At 62.5% G+C, this 17,395-nt stretch carries 12 protein-coding genes and 1 tRNA gene; all 13 read left to right on the top strand.

Going from position 1 to position 17,395, the window contains the following annotated elements; translation table 11 throughout:
- Nucleotides 1-1,095: elongation factor Tu (gene tuf / locus AC3FKH_RS25365; protein WP_488678481.1), on the top strand; the 1,095-nt coding region annotated here is incomplete at its 5' end.
- A gap of 86 nt (nt 1,096-1,181) precedes the next feature.
- Nucleotides 1,182-1,257 (top strand) — tRNA-Trp (locus AC3FKH_RS25360).
- A 59-nt stretch (nt 1,258-1,316) separates the two neighbouring features.
- Nucleotides 1,317-1,697 (top strand): preprotein translocase subunit SecE, encoded by a 381-nt coding sequence (secE, locus tag AC3FKH_RS25355; RefSeq protein WP_483709659.1) that lies wholly within the window; start codon nt 1,317-1,319, stop codon nt 1,695-1,697.
- Nucleotides 1,698-1,707: 10 nt separating this feature from the next.
- Entirely contained in the window at nt 1,708-2,289 is a 582-nt protein-coding gene (nusG, locus tag AC3FKH_RS25350) for a transcription termination/antitermination protein NusG (protein WP_039011257.1), read from the top strand.
- 160 nt (nt 2,290-2,449) lie between these two features.
- Nucleotides 2,450-2,881, top strand: a complete 432-nt coding sequence (rplK, locus tag AC3FKH_RS25345; RefSeq protein ID WP_010810467.1) for a 50S ribosomal protein L11 — start codon at nt 2,450-2,452, stop codon at nt 2,879-2,881.
- Entirely contained in the window at nt 2,882-3,577 is a 696-nt protein-coding gene (gene rplA / locus AC3FKH_RS25340) for a 50S ribosomal protein L1 (protein WP_483709657.1), read from the top strand.
- 390 nt (nt 3,578-3,967) lie between these two features.
- Nucleotides 3,968-4,489, top strand: a complete 522-nt coding sequence (gene rplJ / locus AC3FKH_RS25335) for a 50S ribosomal protein L10 (protein ID WP_483709656.1) — start codon at nt 3,968-3,970, stop codon at nt 4,487-4,489.
- 66 nt (nt 4,490-4,555) lie between these two features.
- On the top strand, nt 4,556-4,930 hold the full coding sequence (gene rplL / locus AC3FKH_RS25330; RefSeq protein ID WP_011299320.1) for a 50S ribosomal protein L7/L12: 375 nt from the start codon (nt 4,556-4,558) through the stop codon (nt 4,928-4,930).
- 418 nt (nt 4,931-5,348) lie between these two features.
- Complete coding sequence (gene rpoB, locus AC3FKH_RS25325) at nt 5,349-9,455, top strand: DNA-directed RNA polymerase subunit beta (RefSeq protein ID WP_483730596.1); 4,107 nt, start codon at nt 5,349-5,351, stop codon at nt 9,453-9,455.
- 114 nt (nt 9,456-9,569) lie between these two features.
- Nucleotides 9,570-13,814, top strand: coding sequence for a DNA-directed RNA polymerase subunit beta' (rpoC, locus tag AC3FKH_RS25320; RefSeq protein ID WP_488678480.1), 4,245 nt, complete (start codon nt 9,570-9,572; stop codon nt 13,812-13,814).
- A 288-nt stretch (nt 13,815-14,102) separates the two neighbouring features.
- Complete coding sequence (recQ, locus tag AC3FKH_RS25315; protein WP_488678479.1) at nt 14,103-15,950, top strand: DNA helicase RecQ; 1,848 nt, start codon at nt 14,103-14,105, stop codon at nt 15,948-15,950.
- 330 nt (nt 15,951-16,280) lie between these two features.
- Nucleotides 16,281-16,658 carry a 30S ribosomal protein S12 gene (gene rpsL / locus AC3FKH_RS25310; protein ID WP_006576501.1) on the top strand — a complete coding sequence of 126 codons (378 nt, stop codon included), beginning with the start codon at nt 16,281-16,283 and terminating at the stop codon, nt 16,656-16,658.
- 204 nt (nt 16,659-16,862) lie between these two features.
- The gene (rpsG, locus tag AC3FKH_RS25305; protein ID WP_010810459.1) at nt 16,863-17,333 is read left to right on the top strand and encodes a 30S ribosomal protein S7; all 471 of its coding nucleotides are present in this window, start codon (nt 16,863-16,865) and stop codon (nt 17,331-17,333) included.
- The last annotated feature ends 62 nt before the right edge of the window (nt 17,334-17,395 follow it).

Below are 17,395 nucleotides of genomic sequence, written 5' to 3'. Positions count from 1 at the left end.
GCCACGGTGCTGGCAGCGAAGTTTGGCGGTGCCGCCAAGAAGTACGACGAAATCGACGCAGCGCCGGAAGAAAAGGCACGCGGTATTACCATCAATACCGCCCACGTCGAGTACGAAACGGCCAACCGCCACTACGCGCACGTTGACTGCCCGGGCCACGCCGACTACGTGAAGAACATGATCACGGGTGCTGCCCAGATGGACGGCGCGATCCTGGTTTGCTCGGCCGCTGACGGCCCGATGCCGCAAACGCGCGAGCACATCCTGCTGGCCCGCCAGGTTGGCGTGCCGTACATCATCGTGTTCCTGAACAAGTGCGACATGGTGGACGACGCTGAACTGCTCGAGCTGGTCGAGATGGAAGTTCGCGAGCTGCTGTCGAAGTACGAGTTCCCCGGCGACGACACCCCGATCATCAAGGGTTCGGCCAAGCTGGCGCTGGAAGGCGACAAGGGCGAGCTGGGCGAAGTGGCCATCATGAACCTGGCCGACGCGCTGGACACCTACATCCCGACGCCGGAGCGCGCCGTGGACGGTACGTTCCTGATGCCGGTGGAAGACGTGTTCTCGATCTCGGGTCGCGGCACCGTGGTGACCGGCCGTATCGAGCGTGGCGTGATCAAGGTCGGCGAAGAAATCGAAATCGTTGGTATCAAGCCGACGGTCAAGACCACCTGCACCGGCGTGGAAATGTTCCGCAAGCTGCTGGACCAGGGCCAGGCTGGCGACAACGTCGGTCTGCTGCTGCGCGGCACCAAGCGTGAAGACGTCGAGCGCGGCCAGGTGCTGTGCAAGCCGGGTTCGATCAAGCCGCACACCCACTTCACCGGCGAGGTGTACATTCTGTCGAAGGACGAAGGTGGCCGTCACACCCCGTTCTTCAACAACTACCGCCCGCAGTTCTACTTCCGTACCACCGACGTGACCGGCTCGATCGAGCTGCCGGCGGACAAGGAAATGGTGATGCCGGGTGACAACGTGTCGATCACCGTCAAGCTGATCGCCCCGATCGCCATGGAAGAAGGCCTGCGCTTCGCAATCCGCGAAGGTGGCCGTACCGTCGGCGCCGGCGTCGTGGCAAAGATCCTCGACTAAGCACGCAGTATCAGGCGAGCGCGACACCAACCGGTCGTGCTCGTTGCCAGAGGGGTTGGCTTCGCCGCTGACCCCACAGAAGTTTTAGGGGTATAGCTCAACTGGCAGAGCGTCGGTCTCCAAAACCGAAGGTTGGGGGTTCGATTCCCTCTGCCCCTGCCAAATCAATCAGCCGCGTCGCGAAAATCATTCGTGACGCGGCTTAGTCTCGTTTGCGAAACATGGCCAATCCCAATGTCGAAACCGTAAACGCCAATAGCGGCAAGTGGTTGCTTGGCGTCGCGGTCCTGCTTGTGGTTGCCGGCGTCATCGGTTTCTATGCACTGGCACAGCAACCGTCTTATGTGCGTGGCGCCGCGCTGTTCGCGGGCATCGCGCTGGGCGTTGTCGTGGCGCTGGTGTCGGTGCCGGGTAAGGATTTCATCGGCTTCGCCAAGGAATCGTACCGGGAAGTTCGCAAGGTCGTCTGGCCGACGCGCAAGGAAGCAGGGCAAATGACAGGCCTGGTGTTTGCCTTCGTCGTTGTCATGGCCTTGTTCCTGTGGTCGGCAGACAAGCTCATCGAGTGGGTCATCTTTTCGCTCGTACTGGGCTGGAAATAAGAGGTAGCGCATGACGGATAACGTCCAGCAGGAAACCACCGCCGCGGAATCGCCTTCGTCGAAGAAGCGCTGGTATGTCGTGCACGCATACTCCGGTATGGAGAAGAGCGTGCAGCGCGCGCTGCAGGAACGCATCGAGCGCGCCGAGATGCAGGACAAGTTTGGCCGCATCCTGGTGCCTTCGGAAGAAGTCGTGGAAATCAAGGGTGGCCATAAGTCGGTCACCGAGCGTCGTTTCTTCCCGGGCTACGTCCTGGTCGAGATGGAAATGACCGACGAAACCTGGCACCTGGTGAAGAACACCAGCAAGGTGACCGGTTTTGTGGGCGGTGCCCGCAACCGCCCGAGCCCGATCTCGCAGCGCGAAGTCGACAAGATCATGACCCAGATGCAGGAAGGGGTCGAGAAGCCGCGTCCCAAGACGCTGTTCGAAGTGGGCGAAATGGTGCGCGTCAAGGACGGCCCGTTCACCGACTTCAACGGCAACGTGGAAGAAGTGAACTACGAGAAATCGCGCCTGCGCGTCTCGGTCACGATCTTCGGGCGTGCCACGCCGGTCGAGCTGGAGTTCGGCCAGGTCGAGAAGGTGTAAGGAATTTGCCGGTTGCCCGCCGCAAGGCGAGCAACTGGCAAAGGCGCAGCCAAACGGCTGAGCCAAGAGGAGCGTGAGGCCGCGCGATAGTGCGGCGACAGCGCGTTACGACTCAACAGGATCATCTCCGTGAAACGGAGTGATCTGGATTGGAGTAGAAATGGCCAAGAAGATTATTGGCTTTATCAAGCTGCAAATTCCGGCTGGTAAGGCAAATCCCTCCCCGCCCGTTGGTCCCGCACTGGGTCAGCGTGGTCTGAACATCATGGAGTTCTGCAAGGCGTTCAACGCCCAGACCCAGGGTATGGAACCCGGTCTGCCGGTGCCGGTGGTGATTACCGCCTTCGCCGACAAGAGCTTCACCTTCGTGATGAAGTCGCCGCCCGCGACCGTGCTGATCAAGAAGGCCGCCGGCATCACCAAGGGTTCGCCGAAGCCGCACACCGACAAGGTTGGCAAGATCACCCGCGCCCAGGCTGAAGAAATCGCCAAGGCCAAGAACGCTGACCTGACCGCTGCCGATCTGGACGCCGCCGTGCGTACCATCGCCGGTTCGGCTCGCTCGATGGGCATCACCGTGGAGGGTCTGTAAATGGCTAAGGTTTCCAAGCGCGTCGCTGCCAACAAGGCAAAGATCGAGCGTACCAAGTTCTACCCGATCGACGAGGCCCTGGGCCTGGTAAAGGGCTGCGCCTCGGCGAAGTTCGACGAATCGATCGATGTGGCCGTGCAACTCGGCATCGACGCCAAGAAGTCGGACCAGGTTGTTCGTGGCTCCGTGGTGCTGCCTGCCGGTACCGGCAAGTCGGTGCGCGTGGCTGTGTTCGCCCAGGGCGACAAGGCCGAGGCCGCCAAGGCTGCTGGTGCTGACATCGTTGGCATGGAAGACCTGGCTGAGCAAGTCAAGGCCGGCAACCTGAACTTCGACGTCGTGATCGCTTCGCCGGACACGATGCGTATCGTCGGTACGCTGGGCCAGATCCTGGGCCCGCGCGGCCTGATGCCGAACCCGAAGGTTGGCACCGTGACCCCGGACGTCGCCCAGGCAGTGAAGAACGCCAAGGCTGGTCAGGTTCAGTTCCGCGTCGACAAGGCCGGTATCATCCACGCCACCATCGGTCGTCGTTCGTTTGAAGACACCGCCCTGAAGAGCAACCTGGCAGCACTGCTGGAAGCTCTGGTCAAGGCCAAGCCGGCTACGAGCAAGGGCGTGTACCTGCGCAAGATCGCCGTGTCGTCGACCATGGGCGTTGGCGTGCGTGTCGAGCAGGCTTCGCTGTCGGCCTGAGCTGACAGCACTCTGTTGATCGGAACCCGATAACGCCGGTCAGCAAAAGAATTGAAGGTTCCTGCCGACGGCAGGGACTGTCTCCGGACCGCAAGGAATGGAGCAAGGCTTTGGGCAGTGGTGCCCGTCGCAGGCGCAAGCCGCGGCAGGCATCGCTGGTTATCAAAGACCGCTGGTGTCCGCGTTGCTGCTGTCAGGGAGCGTAGGCTTAATCGGGCGGACCGTGCGCAATGGGGCAACCCGCTGCGACGACTTCCGTCCCGCCAGCGCAGATGGCGCACCCGAAGGGATTGATGAAGCCGGGCCAGACCCGGGTGATTCGGGCCAATCGGTCGCCGTTCGTATGGACTGATGCGCGTCGCAAGACAAGCATCGTTTTGGAGCTAAACCGTGCCACTCAATATTGAAGATAAGAAGGCCGTCGTTGCTGAGGTTTCGGCGCAAGTCGCCAAAGCCCAGACCATCGTCGTCGCCGAATATCGCGGCATCGCGGTTGGCGATCTGACCAAGCTGCGTGCGACCGCCCGCCAGCAAGGCGTCTACCTGCGCGTTCTGAAGAACACGCTGGCCCGCCGCGCTGTGGAAGGTACGCCGTTTGCTGGCCTCGCAGAGCAAATGACCGGTCCGCTGATCTACGGTATTTCCGAAGATGCAGTGGCTTCGGCCAAGGTTCTCAACGACTTTGCCAAGACCAACGACAAGCTGGTCCTGCGCGCTGGGTCGTATGACGGCCGTGTGCTCGATGCTGCCGCCGTCAAGGCGCTGGCCTCGATCCCGAGCCGCGACGAACTGATTGCTCAGTTGCTTGGCGTGATGCAGGCACCGGTGTCGGGCTTTGCCCGTCTGCTGGCCGCCCTGGCCGCCAAGAATAGCGAAGGCGCTCCCGCGGAAGCGGAAGCCCCGGCTGCTTAAGGCTGCGTACAGATCGGGCATACCGATCGCAATACCGATACCGAATCAAATTTAGGAGTAATCCAAATGGCAATCACTAAAGACGACATCCTGGAAGCCGTTGGCGCGATGTCCGTGATGGAACTGAACGACCTGGTCAAGGCGTTCGAAGAAAAGTTTGGCGTGTCCGCCGCTGCGATGGCCGTGGCTGCTGCCCCGGGCGCTGGCGGTGCTGCCGCTGCCGAAGAGCAGACCGAGTTCAACGTGATCCTGGCCGAAGTCGGCGCTAACAAGGTTGGCGTGATTAAGGCTGTTCGCGAAATCACCGGCCTGGGCCTGAAGGAAGCCAAGGACCTGGTCGATGGCGCACCGAAGGCCGTCAAGGAAGGCGTGGACAAGGCTGCTGCTGCCGAAGCCAAGAAGAAGCTGGAAGACGCTGGCGCGAAGGTCGACGTCAAGTAATGCATCGCTCGCGTGCCTTTTTGGCACGCGAATGGGGCTGGCAAAGGGAAACTCCCGGCGCCAGCCTTTTTGCGCTTGTGCGAGTGTGTTTGATTAGCCACTCGTGGCGGCGAAATGTGATGTGAAAGGTGCGTGAGGCGGGTTAAAACCCCGATGTCTCAGCAGACGCCAAACATCAGTGGCAAACTACCGTGTTGCTGCTGATGTTTGTCTTCTGAACCGACTGCAGAAGACAAGTTTGGTCGGGTGTCCCCCGGGCGAGTGCAGGCTTTGCGCTAATGGCATTGACCACACCGCCCGCAGCGTGCGGACACCGTCAGCCAGAGGTTGGTAGCGGCCAACCGCCAAATCCCCTCCCAGTCGCTGAACACCTCAGGCGCGGCCAGGTCCAGCTGCCCTGCGATGATTCGGAGATCCCATGGCGTACAGCTTCACCGAAAAGAAGCGCATTCGCAAATCCTTTGCGAAGCGCGCGACGGTTCATCAGGTTCCATTCCTGCTTGCAACCCAGATTGAATCCTACACCCAGTTCTTGCAAGCGGAAACGCCGACCGCGCGTCGCAAGACCGAAGGCCTGCAGGCCGCTTTCAACGCGATTTTCCCGATTGCCTCCCATAACGGGCTTGCCCGTATGGAGTTTGTCTCGTATCACCTGTCCAACCCGCCGTTCGACGTCAAGGAATGCCAGCAGCGTGGCCTGACGTTCCACTCGGCCCTGCGCGCCAAGGTTCGCCTGATCATCAACGATCGCGAGAACCCCGGCAAGGTGAAGGAAGTGAAGGAGCAGGAAGTCTACATGGGCGAAATTCCGCTCATGACTTCCACCGGTTCGTTTGTGATCAACGGCACCGAGCGTGTCATCGTGTCGCAGCTGCACCGCTCGCCGGGCGTGTTCTTCGAGCACGACAAGGGCAAGACCCACAGCTCGGGCAAGCTGCTGTTCTCGGCCCGTATCATTCCCTACCGCGGTTCGTGGCTGGACTTCGAGTTTGACCCGAAGGACATCCTGTACTTCCGCGTCGACCGCCGCCGCAAGATGCCGGTGACGATCCTGCTGAAGTCGATCGGCCTGACGCCGGAGCAGATCCTCGCGCACTTCTTCGTGTTCGACAACTTCACGCTGCAGTCGGAAGGCGCGCAGCTGGAGTTCGTGCCCGAGCGCCTGCGCGGTGAAGTCGCGCGCTTTGACATCGCCGACAAGAACGGCCGTGTCGTGGTCGAGAAGGACAAGCGGATCAACGCCAAGCATATCCGTGACCTGGATTCGGCTGGCACCAAGCTGATCAGCGTGCCCGAAGACTACCTGGTGGGCCGCGTGCTGGCGAAGAACATCATCGACCCGGATACCGGCGAGGTGATCGCCAACGCTAATGACGAGCTGACCGAGACGGTCCTCGAAAACCTGCGTGAAGCCGGCGTCAAGCAGATCCAGACGCTGTACACCAACGACCTGGACCAGGGCCCGTACATGTCGCAGACCCTGCGCGTGGACGAGACCGCCGACCAGACCGCTGCGCGTATCGCGATCTACCGCATGATGCGCCCGGGCGAGCCGCCGACCGAAGACGCCGTGGAAGCGCTGTTCCAGCGCCTGTTCTACAGCGAAGAGTCGTATGACCTGTCGCGCGTTGGCCGCATGAAGGTCAACAGCCGTCTGTCGCGCCCGACCGGCGAAGGTAGCATGGTGCTGCAGGACGAGGACATCCTCGAAACCATCAAGATCCTGGTCAATCTGCGCAACGGCAAGGGTGAGGTCGATGACATCGACCACCTGGGCAACCGCCGCGTGCGTTGCGTCGGCGAACTGGCGGAGAACCAGTTCCGTGCCGGCCTGTCGCGCGTGGAGCGCGCCGTCAAGGAACGTCTGGGCCAGGCCGAGACCGAGAACCTGATGCCGCACGACCTGATCAACTCGAAGCCGATTTCGTCGGCGATTCGCGAGTTCTTCGGTTCGTCGCAGCTGTCGCAGTTCATGGACCAGACCAATCCGCTGTCGGAAATCACCCACAAGCGCCGTGTTTCGGCTCTTGGTCCGGGCGGTCTGACGCGCGAGCGCGCCGGCTTTGAAGTCCGCGACGTGCACCCGACCCACTATGGCCGCGTGTGCCCGATCGAAACGCCGGAAGGTCCGAACATTGGCCTGATCAACTCGCTGGCACTGTACGCCCGCCTGAACGAGTACGGTTTCCTGGAAACCCCGTACCGCAAGGTCGAGAACAGCAAGCTGACCGACCAGGTCGACTACCTGTCGGCGATCGAGGAAGGCAAGTACGTGGTGGCCCAGGCCAACGCGACCGTGGACGGCGAAGGCAACCTGACCGACGAACTGGTGTCGGCGCGTGAAGGCTCCGAGCGTGAAACCCGTATGGTGACGCCGGACCGCGTGCAGTACATCGACGTGGCGCCGTCGCAGATCGTGTCGGCCGCGGCCTCGCTGGTGCCGTTCCTGGAACACGATGACGCGAACCGTGCACTGATGGGCGCGAACATGCAGCGTCAGGCCGTGCCTTGCCTGCGTCCGGACAAGCCCCTGGTCGGTACCGGCATCGAGCGCACCGTTGCGGTCGACTCGGGCACCGCCGTGCAGGCCATGCGCGGTGGCGTGGTCGACTACGTCGACGCGATGCGTATCGTGATCCGCGTGAACGACGACGAAGCCGTGGCCGGTGAAGTCGGCGTGGACATCTACAACCTGATCAAGTACACGCGTTCGAACCAGAACACGAACATCAACCAGCGTCCGATGGTCAAGGTGGGCGACCACGTGGCCCGCGGCGACGTCGTGGCCGATGGCGCCTCGACCGACCTGGGCGAGCTTGCGCTCGGCCAGAACATGCTGGTCGCGTTCATGCCCTGGAACGGCTACAACTTCGAGGATTCGATCCTGATCTCGGAGCGCGTGGTGGCCGAAGACCGCTACACCTCGATCCACATCGAGGAACTGTCGGTCGTTGCCCGCGACACCAAGCTCGGACCTGAAGAAATCACGCGCGACATCTCGAACCTGGCCGAAGCCCAGCTGGCTCGTCTGGACGAGTCGGGTATCACCTACATCGGCGCCGAAGTCGAAGCCGGCGACGTGCTGGTGGGCAAGGTCACGCCGAAGGGCGAGACCCAGCTGACGCCGGAAGAGAAGCTGCTGCGCGCGATCTTCGGCGAGAAGGCTTCGGACGTGAAGGACACCTCGCTGCGCGTGCCGTCGGGCATGAGCGGCATCGTGATCGACGTCCAGGTCTTCACCCGCGAAGGCGTGACCCGCGACAAGCGTGCCCAGTCGATCATCGACGATGAACTGAAGCGCTACCGCCTGGACCTGAACGACCAGCTGCGTATCGTGGAAGGCGACGCGTTCCAGCGTCTGGAGCGCCTGCTCGTCGACAAGACCGTCAATGGCGGTCCGAAGAAGCTGGCCAAGGGTGCGAAGCTGACCAAGGAATACCTGGCGGAAATCGACAAGTACCACTGGTTCGACATCCGTCCGGCCGACGAGGAAGTTGCTGCCCAGCTGGAAGCCGTCAAGGAAGCCATCGAGCAGAAGCGTCACGAGTTCGACCTGGCCTTCGAAGAGAAGCGCAAGAAGCTCACGCAGGGCGACGAACTGCCGCCGGGCGTGATCAAGATGGTCAAGGTGTACCTGGCCGTCAAGCGCCGCCTGCAGCCTGGCGACAAGATGGCAGGCCGTCACGGTAACAAGGGTGTCGTGTCCAAGATCACGCCGATCGAAGACATGCCTTACATGGCCGACGGTACGCCGGCCGACATCGTGCTGAACCCGCTGGGCGTGCCTTCGCGGATGAACGTGGGCCAGATTCTCGAGACCCACCTGGGCTGGGCCGCGCGCGGTCTGGGCGAGCGCATCGGCAACATGCTGAAGGCGCAAGCCAAGGCAGCCGAACTGCGCAAGCTGCTCACGCAGATCTACAACGAGAGCGGCAAGGTCGAAGACCTCGACAGCCTGTCGGATTCGGAAGTGCTGGAACTCGCCGAGAACCTGAAGAAGGGCGTGCCGTTCGCGACGCCGGTGTTCGACGGTGCGCATGAGGACGAAATCCGCCGCATGCTGGACCTCGCCTATCCGGAAGAGATCGCGAAGGAGAAGGGCCTGACCGCTTCCAAGCAGCAGGTCACGCTGTTCGACGGCCGCACCGGTGAAGCGTTCGAGCGTCCGGTCACGCTGGGTGTGATGCACATGCTGAAGCTGCACCACCTGGTCGACGACAAGATGCACGCGCGTTCGACCGGCCCGTACTCGCTCGTCACGCAGCAGCCGCTGGGTGGTAAGGCGCAGTTCGGTGGCCAGCGTTTCGGTGAGATGGAAGTGTGGGCGCTGGAAGCCTACGGCGCATCGTACGTGCTGCAGGAAATGCTGACGGTCAAGTCCGATGACGTGAACGGCCGTACCAAGGTGTACGAAAACATCGTCAAGGGCGAGCACTCGATCGATGCCGGCATGCCGGAATCGTTCAACGTGCTGGTGAAGGAAATCCGCTCGCTGGGTATCGACATCGACCTCGATCGCTATTGATCGAGACGATCGGGCGCCGGCCACGGCGGGCGCCCACCAGCGCAGGATTTCCCACAGGATTGAATGCCGCTACACCGGACAGACTCCGGTGCAGCGGCGAAACAAGGAGTTGCAATGAAAGCATTGCTCGATCTCTTTAAGCAGGTACAGCAGGAAGAGCAGTTCGACGCGATCAAGATCGGCCTGGCATCGCCCGACAAGATCCGTTCGTGGTCGTACGGCGAAGTGAAGAAGCCGGAAACGATCAACTACCGTACGTTCAAGCCGGAACGCGACGGCCTGTTCTGCGCCAAGATCTTTGGCCCGATCAAGGACTACGAGTGCCTGTGCGGCAAGTACAAGCGCCTGAAGCACCGCGGCGTGATCTGCGAGAAGTGCGGCGTTGAAGTGACGCTGGCCAAGGTGCGCCGCGAGCGCATGGGCCACATCGAACTGGCCGCGCCGACCGCGCACATCTGGTTCCTGAAGTCGCTGCCGTCGCGTCTGGGCATGGTCCTGGACATGACGCTGCGCGACATCGAGCGCGTGCTGTACTTCGAGGCTTTCGTGGTGCTCGAACCCGGCATGACCCCGCTCAAGAAGAGCCAGATCATGTCGGAAGACGACTACCTGGCGAAGTGCGACGAGTACGGCGAGGGCGAGTTCGTCGCCATGATGGGTGCCGAGGGCATCCGTGAACTGCTGCGCGGCATCGACATCGAGAAGCAGATCGAACAGATCCGCGCCGAGCTGCAGGCCACCGGCTCCGAAGCCAAGATCAAGAAGTTCGCCAAGCGCCTGAAGGTGCTCGAGGCCTTCCAGCGTTCGGGCATCAAGCCCGAGTGGATGATCCTCGAAGTGCTGCCGGTGCTGCCGCCCGAGCTGCGCCCGCTGGTGCCGCTGGACGGCGGCCGCTTCGCGACCTCGGACCTGAACGATCTGTATCGCCGCGTCATCAACCGTAACAACCGCCTGAAGCGCCTGCTGGAGCTGAAGGCCCCTGAAATCATCGTGCGCAACGAAAAGCGCATGCTGCAGGAAGCGGTTGACTCGCTGCTGGACAACGGCCGTCGCGGCAAGGCGATGACCGGTGCCAACAAGCGTCCGCTGAAGTCCCTGGCCGAAATGATCAAGGGCAAGGGCGGCCGTTTCCGTCAGAACCTGCTGGGCAAGCGCGTCGACTACTCGGGCCGTTCGGTCATCGTGGTGGGCCCGACGCTCAAGCTGCATCAGTGCGGCCTGCCCAAGCTGATGGCGCTCGAGCTGTTCAAGCCGTTCATCTTCCACAAGCTGGAAACGATGGGCATCGCCACCACCATCAAGGCGGCGAAGAAGGAAGTGGAAAGCCAGACGCCGGTGGTGTGGGACATCCTCGAAGAGGTGATCCGCGAGCACCCGGTGATGCTGAACCGCGCGCCGACGCTGCACCGCCTGGGCATTCAGGCGTTCGAGCCGGTGCTGATCGAAGGCAAGGCCATCCAGCTGCATCCGCTGGTCTGCGCAGCGTTCAACGCTGACTTCGACGGTGACCAGATGGCTGTTCACGTCCCGCTGTCGCTGGAAGCGCAAATGGAAGCCCGCACGCTGATGCTGGCCTCCAACAACGTGCTGTTCCCGGCCAACGGCGATCCGTCGATCGTGCCGTCGCAAGACGTGGTGCTGGGCCTGTACTACACGACCCGCGACAAGATCAACGGCAAGGGCGAGGGCATGACCTTCGCCGACATCAGCGAAGTGATCCGCGCCTACGAGAACAAGGAAGTCGAACTGGCTTCCCGCGTGAACGTGCGTATCACCGAGTATGAGCTGGTCGACAAGGACGCCGAGGGCGACGCGCGTTTCGCACCGAAGATCACGCTGCAGGCCACCACGGTCGGCCGCTCGATCCTGTCGGAGATCCTGCCGAAGGGCCTGCCGTTCTCGGTGCTGAACAAGCCGCTGAAGAAGAAGGAAATCTCGCGCCTGATCAACACCGCGTTCCGCAAGTGCGGCCTGCGCGAGACCGTGATCTTCGCCGACAAGCTGCTGCAGTCGGGCTTCCGCCTGGCTACGCGCGCCGGTATCTCGATCGCGATCGACGACATGCTGGTGCCGCCGCTGAAGGAGAAGATCATCTCCGAGGCTTCGGCCAAGGTGAAGGAATACGACAAGCAGTACATGTCGGGTCTGGTGACGGACCAGGAGCGTTACAACAACGTCGTGGACATCTGGGGCGCCGCCGGCGACCAGGTGGGCAAGGCGATGATGGAACAGCTCCAGCACGAAGACGTGGTCGACCGCAACGGCAACACCGTCAAGCAAGAGTCGTTCAACTCCATCTACATGATGGCCGACTCGGGCGCACGGGGTTCCGCCGCGCAGATCCGCCAGCTGGCCGGTATGCGTGGCCTGATGGCCAAGCCGGATGGCTCGATCATTGAAACGCCGATTACGGCGAACTTCCGTGAAGGCCTGAACGTTCTGCAGTACTTCATCTCGACCCACGGCGCTCGTAAGGGCTTGGCCGATACGGCACTGAAGACCGCGAACTCGGGTTACCTGACCCGTCGTCTGGTCGACGTGACGCAGGATCTGGTCGTGGTGGAAGATGATTGCGGCACCTCCAACGGCGTGGCCATGAAGGCCCTGGTCGAAGGCGGTGAAGTGATCGAAGCCCTGCGCGACCGTATTCTGGGCCGTGTGACCGTGGCCGACGTGGTGAATCCTGAAACCCAGGAAACCGCGATCGAGACCGGCACGCTGCTGGACGAAGACCTGGTCGACCTGATCGACGCGCTCGGCGTGGACGAAGTCAAGGTGCGCACGCCGCTGTCGTGCGATACGCGCTACGGCCTGTGCGGCAAGTGCTATGGCCGTGACCTGGGCCGCGGCGTACTGGTGAACTCCGGCGAAGCGGTTGGCGTGATTGCCGCCCAGTCGATCGGTGAGCCGGGCACGCAGCTGACCATGCGTACGTTCCACATCGGTGGTGCGGCATCGCGTGCGGCAGTGGCATCGAGCGTGGAAGCGAAGGCAACCGGTACCGTGCGTTTCACGGCGACCATGCGCTATGTGACCAATGCGAAGGGCGAGCTGATCGTCATCTCGCGTTCGGGCGAAGCGCTGATCACCGACGACCACGGCCGCGAGCGCGAGCGCCACAAGATCCCGTACGGCGCCACGCTGCTGGTGCAGGATGGCCAGGCCATCAAGGCTGGCACGCAGCTGGCCACGTGGGACGCACTGACTCGCCCGATCGTTTCGGAATACACCGGCACGACCAAGTTCGAGAACGTGGAAGAAGGCGTGACCGTCGCCAAGCAGATGGACGAAGTCACCGGCCTGTCGACCCTCGTGGTGATCGACGCCAAGCGCCGCACGGCTGCCACCAAGGGCATTCGCCCGCAGGTCAAGCTGCTCGACGCGAACGGCCAGGAAGTGAAGATCCCGGGCACGGACCACTCCGTGACCATCGGCTTCCAGGTTGGCGCGCTGATTACCGTGAAGGACGGCCAGCAGGTTCACGTCGGTGAAGTGCTCGCACGTATCCCGACCGAATCGCAGAAGACCCGTGACATTACCGGTGGTCTGCCGCGTGTGGCCGAGCTGTTCGAAGCGCGTTCGCCGAAGGACGCCGCCGTGCTGGCGGAAGTCACCGGCACGACCTCGTTCGGCAAGGACACCAAGGGCAAGCAGCGCCTGGTCATCACCGACCTGGACGGCAATGCCCACGAGTTCCTGATCGCGAAGGAAAAGCAGGTGCTGGTGCACGACGGCCAGGTGGTGAACAAGGGCGAAATGATCGTGGAAGGTCCGGCGGATCCGCACGACATCCTGCGCCTGAAGGGCATCGAAGAGCTGGCGCACTACATCGTGGACGAAGTCCAGGACGTGTACCGTCTGCAGGGCGTGAAGATCAACGACAAGCACATCGAAGTGATTGTTCGTCAGATGCTGCGCCGTGTGCAGGTGGCCGACGTGGGCGACACCAAGTTCATCCCGGGTGAACAGGTGGAGCGCTCGGAGCTGCTCGACGAGAACGATCGCGTGATCGCCGAAGGCAAGCGTCCGGCGACCTACGAGAACCTGCTGCTGGGTATTACCAAGGCGTCGCTGTCGACCGACAGCTTCATCTCGGCGGCATCGTTCCAGGAAACCACGCGCGTGCTGACCGAAGCCGCGATCATGGGCAAGACCGACGACCTGCGTGGTCTGAAGGAAAACGTGATCGTTGGCCGTCTGATCCCGGCCGGTACCGGCCTGGCTTACCACCGTGCCCGCAAGGCACGCGAGTCTGCCGAACGCGAACGCGCCCAGGCGATCTCCGAAGAAGAGCAGTCGCTCTTCATCGAGCCGCCGCCGGTGGTGCAGGCGACCGAGGGTGAAGGCGACAACGCCTGATCCATGCAGTAGCGCTCCGCCGCAAGGCGGAACAGAAGCCCGGCTGATCCAGCCGGGCTTTTTTTCGTCTGGATCCGGCGTGCCCCCCCTGGTAACAGGATCACGGAACGCTCCCCGCTACCGTGCGCATTGCGTTACGGCGTAAGGAAGCGGGCCTGGAGGAGGCGGCCTTCCATCGCAGTGTCGCGACAGACGTAAGAAACGTCCGACAGTTGGTCACGCCAGGGCGGTCCGCTGCGTTCTTAGTGTATGGTTACGGCTTTTCCGGCTACCGCTATTCCGTTGTCCATGTCGCAAGCACTGGCGATCCTCAAGGATGTCTTCGGCTACCACGCCTTCCGCGGACGCCAGGGCGAAATCATCGATCATGTTGCGTCGGGTGGCGATTGCCTCGTCCTGATGCCGACCGGCGGCGGCAAGTCGCTTTGCTACCAGATCCCGGCGCTGCTAAGGCAGCGCGCCGGCCAGGGCGTCGGTATCGTGGTATCGCCGCTGATCGCGCTGATGCAGGACCAGGTTGCCGCGCTGACCGAAGCCGGCGTGCGTGCCTCCGCACTCAATTCCACGCTGACCGGGTCAGAGGCTTCCGCGCTCGAGCGCGACCTGCTGGCGGGCCGCCTCGAAGTTCTCTACGTCGCGCCGGAACGCCTGATGACGCCGCGCTTTCTCGATCTGCTTGAACGTACGCGTGTCGGACTGTTCGCGATCGACGAGGCGCACTGCGTGTCGCAGTGGGGCCATGATTTCCGGCCCGAATATATCCAGCTGTCGGTGCTGCATGAGCGTTTCCCGCACGTGCCGCGCATCGCTCTGACCGCCACGGCCGACGCGGTTACACGCGACGAGATCATCGAACGCCTGGCGCTGGACGATGCGCGGGTCTTCGTCTCAAGCTTCGACCGCCCGAATATCCGCTACCGGATCGTCGAGAAGGACAATGCCCGGCAGCAGTTGCTGGGCTTCATCAAGGCCGAGCACACAGCAGGGGACGGCACGCACGACAGCGGCATCGTCTATTGCCTGTCGCGCAAGAAAGTCGAGGACACCGCCGAGTGGCTGAAGGGCCATGGCGTCAATGCGCTGCCGTATCACGCCGGCATGGACCCGGCCACGCGACAGCGTCACCAGTCGCGCTTTCGCGAAGAGGAAGGCGTGGTGATGGTCGCTACGATTGCCTTTGGCATGGGCATTGACAAGCCGGACGTACGCTTCGTCGCTCACCTGGACCTGCCCAAGAGCATGGAAGGCTACTACCAGGAAACCGGCCGCGCCGGTCGTGACGGGCTGCCGGCCAATGCCTGGATGGCCTACGGTCTCGGCGACGTGGTGCAGCAGAAGCGCATGATCGACGAATCCGAAGCCGACGACGCCTTCAAACGCGTGTCATCGGCGAAGCTCGATGCGCTACTGGGATTGTGCGAGACGGCGGGCTGCCGGCGCGTGCGCATCCTGGCCTACTTCGACGAGGCCAGCGAACCTTGCGGCAACTGCGATACCTGCCTGGAGCCGCCCGCTACCTGGGACGGCACGCGGGAGGCGCAGATGGCGCTGTCATGCGTCTACCGTACGGCGCAGGCCAGCCGGCTGCATTTCGGCGCTACCCACCTGATCGATGTGCTGCGCGGCAATGCCTCGGAAAAGATCAGGCAGTGGGGCCATGACAAGGTCTCGACCTTCGGCATCGGCAAGGACCGCTCGGTCCATGAATGGCACACCGTCTTCCGCCAGCTGATCGCCCAGGGTTTGCTGGTGATCGACCATGGCGGCCACGGCGCGCTGCTGCTGGGGGAGGGCGCGCGCGAAGTGCTCAAGGGCGGGCGGCAGATCATCCTGCGCCGGCAGGCTACGAAGCCTGGCAAATCCGGCGAGCGCGCCGCGCGTGGCACCCGCCCCGACCACACCGCGGACATGGACGCCGATACGCTGGCCAACTGGGAGGCGCTGCGTCGCTGGCGTACCGAGGCGGCGCGCGAGCATGGTGTGCCGGCCTACGTCATCTTCCATGACGCCACGCTGGCCGAGCTGGCCCGAACGGCGCCGGATTCCCTGTCGGCCATGGAGGGCATTCCGGGGATTGGTGCCTCCAAGCTCGAGCGCTACGGCCAGGCCATCGTCGATACGCTGAACCGGGTTTAGAGCAGCGGACAGCATCGGGTATACGGCTTGACCGTATACGATTCCGCTGGTACCATGCCAGATTCGAGTTTTTGGCTTTGGATTTCGCTCGCCCGTCGGCTATGTGGATATTGATCCGCTGCCCGGCAAGCCTTCCGGATGGCTCCATGCAGTCCGGCGGCGGTAGATGCGGGATCCGGGTGCAGGCTCGCGCTCTTTGGAATGCTGTTACCGCACAGTCCCCTCCCTTGAGCGCCCGCTCACCTCTCCCGCCCAAAACCCGTAGTTGCCTCTTTCCCCGGTCCTGCCGGCGTGAGAGGTGTTTTTCGTAAAACCAAGCTGGATTGAACAATGCCAACTATCAACCAACTGGTTCGCAAGCCGCGCGTCTCTGAAGTCATCAAGAGCAAGAGCCCGGCACTTGAGAACTGCCCGCAGCGTCGCGGCGTGTGCACCCGCGTGTACACCACGACGCCGAAGAAGCCGAACTCGGCACTGCGTAAGGTCGCAAAGGTGCGCCTGACCAACGGTTTCGAAGTCATTTCGTACATCGGCGGTGAAGGCCACAACCTGCAGGAACACTCGGTCGTGCTGATCCGCGGCGGCCGTGTGAAGGACTTGCCGGGTGTGCGTTACCACATCGTCCGTGGCTCGCTGGACTTGCAAGGCGTGAAGGACCGCAAGCAGGCCCGTTCGAAGTACGGTGCGAAGCGTCCGAAGGCTGCCTAAGCTTTTATCGCAAGCAACAAGCGACAGTCGGTGGCAAGTGTCACGGAACTGTCAAAAGGCGGCGGTACAACGGAGCGTTTTTGTGCGCCGTGCCGTCGAGTAAGTGGTCACCCGGCGAATTTGCTGTTCATGCATGCAAGCTAGTTGGTGGCCGGAGAGCGGAGACAACAAACCGCGCTCTCAACTGAATCTAAAGGAAAGAAGATGCCACGTCGTCGTGAAGTCCCCAAGCGGGACGTTCTGCCTGATCCGAAGTTCGGTAACGTTGAAGTTGCCAAGTTCATGAACGTGCTGATGCTGGACGGCAAGAAGTCGGTTGCCGAACGTATCGTGTACGGCGCGTTCGACCAGATCGAAAAGAAGGCAGGCAAGGCCCCCATCGAAGTGTTCTCCGTTGCGATCAACAACGTGAAGCCGGTGGTGGAAGTGAAGAGCCGTCGCGTGGGCGGCGCCAACTATCAGGTTCCGGTCGAAGTCCGTCCGTCGCGTCGTTTGGCATTGGCGATGCGTTGGCTGCGCGAGGCCGCGAAGAAACGCAGCGAGAAGTCGATGGCGCTGCGCCTGGCAGGTGAGCTGCTGGAAGCATCGGAAGGCCGTGGCGGCGCGATGAAGAAGCGCGACGAAGTGCACCGCATGGCCGAAGCCAACAAGGCGTTCTCGCACTTCCGCTTCTAAAGCGCGCGAAAACACTGTTGGTTGCCGGGCGGGCTGTGTTTTTACACATCTCGCCCGTTTGT

It is taken from the genome of Cupriavidus sp. 21MJTG02-4, assembly GCF_057798975.1.
This window is presented reverse-complemented; position numbering and strand designations above follow the sequence as displayed.

Bases quoted from the DNA above. Each gene is read 5' to 3' on its own strand.
- rplA (WP_483709657.1), top strand. From the start codon at position 2,882: ATGGCTAAGGTTTCCAAGCGCGTCGCTGCCAACAAGGCAAAGATCGAG.
- rpoB (WP_483730596.1), top strand. From the start codon at position 5,349: ATGGCGTACAGCTTCACCGAAAAGAAGCGCATTCGCAAATCCTTTGCG.
- rpsG (WP_010810459.1), top strand. From the start codon at position 16,863: ATGCCACGTCGTCGTGAAGTCCCCAAGCGGGACGTTCTGCCTGATCCG.
- recQ (WP_488678479.1), top strand. From the start codon at position 14,103: ATGTCGCAAGCACTGGCGATCCTCAAGGATGTCTTCGGCTACCACGCC.
- rplL (WP_011299320.1), top strand. From the start codon at position 4,556: ATGGCAATCACTAAAGACGACATCCTGGAAGCCGTTGGCGCGATGTCC.
- rpsL (WP_006576501.1), top strand. From the start codon at position 16,281: ATGCCAACTATCAACCAACTGGTTCGCAAGCCGCGCGTCTCTGAAGTC.
- secE (WP_483709659.1), top strand. From the start codon at position 1,317: ATGGCCAATCCCAATGTCGAAACCGTAAACGCCAATAGCGGCAAGTGG.
- rplK (WP_010810467.1), top strand. From the start codon at position 2,450: ATGGCCAAGAAGATTATTGGCTTTATCAAGCTGCAAATTCCGGCTGGT.
- rpoC (WP_488678480.1), top strand. From the start codon at position 9,570: ATGAAAGCATTGCTCGATCTCTTTAAGCAGGTACAGCAGGAAGAGCAG.
- nusG (WP_039011257.1), top strand. From the start codon at position 1,708: ATGACGGATAACGTCCAGCAGGAAACCACCGCCGCGGAATCGCCTTCG.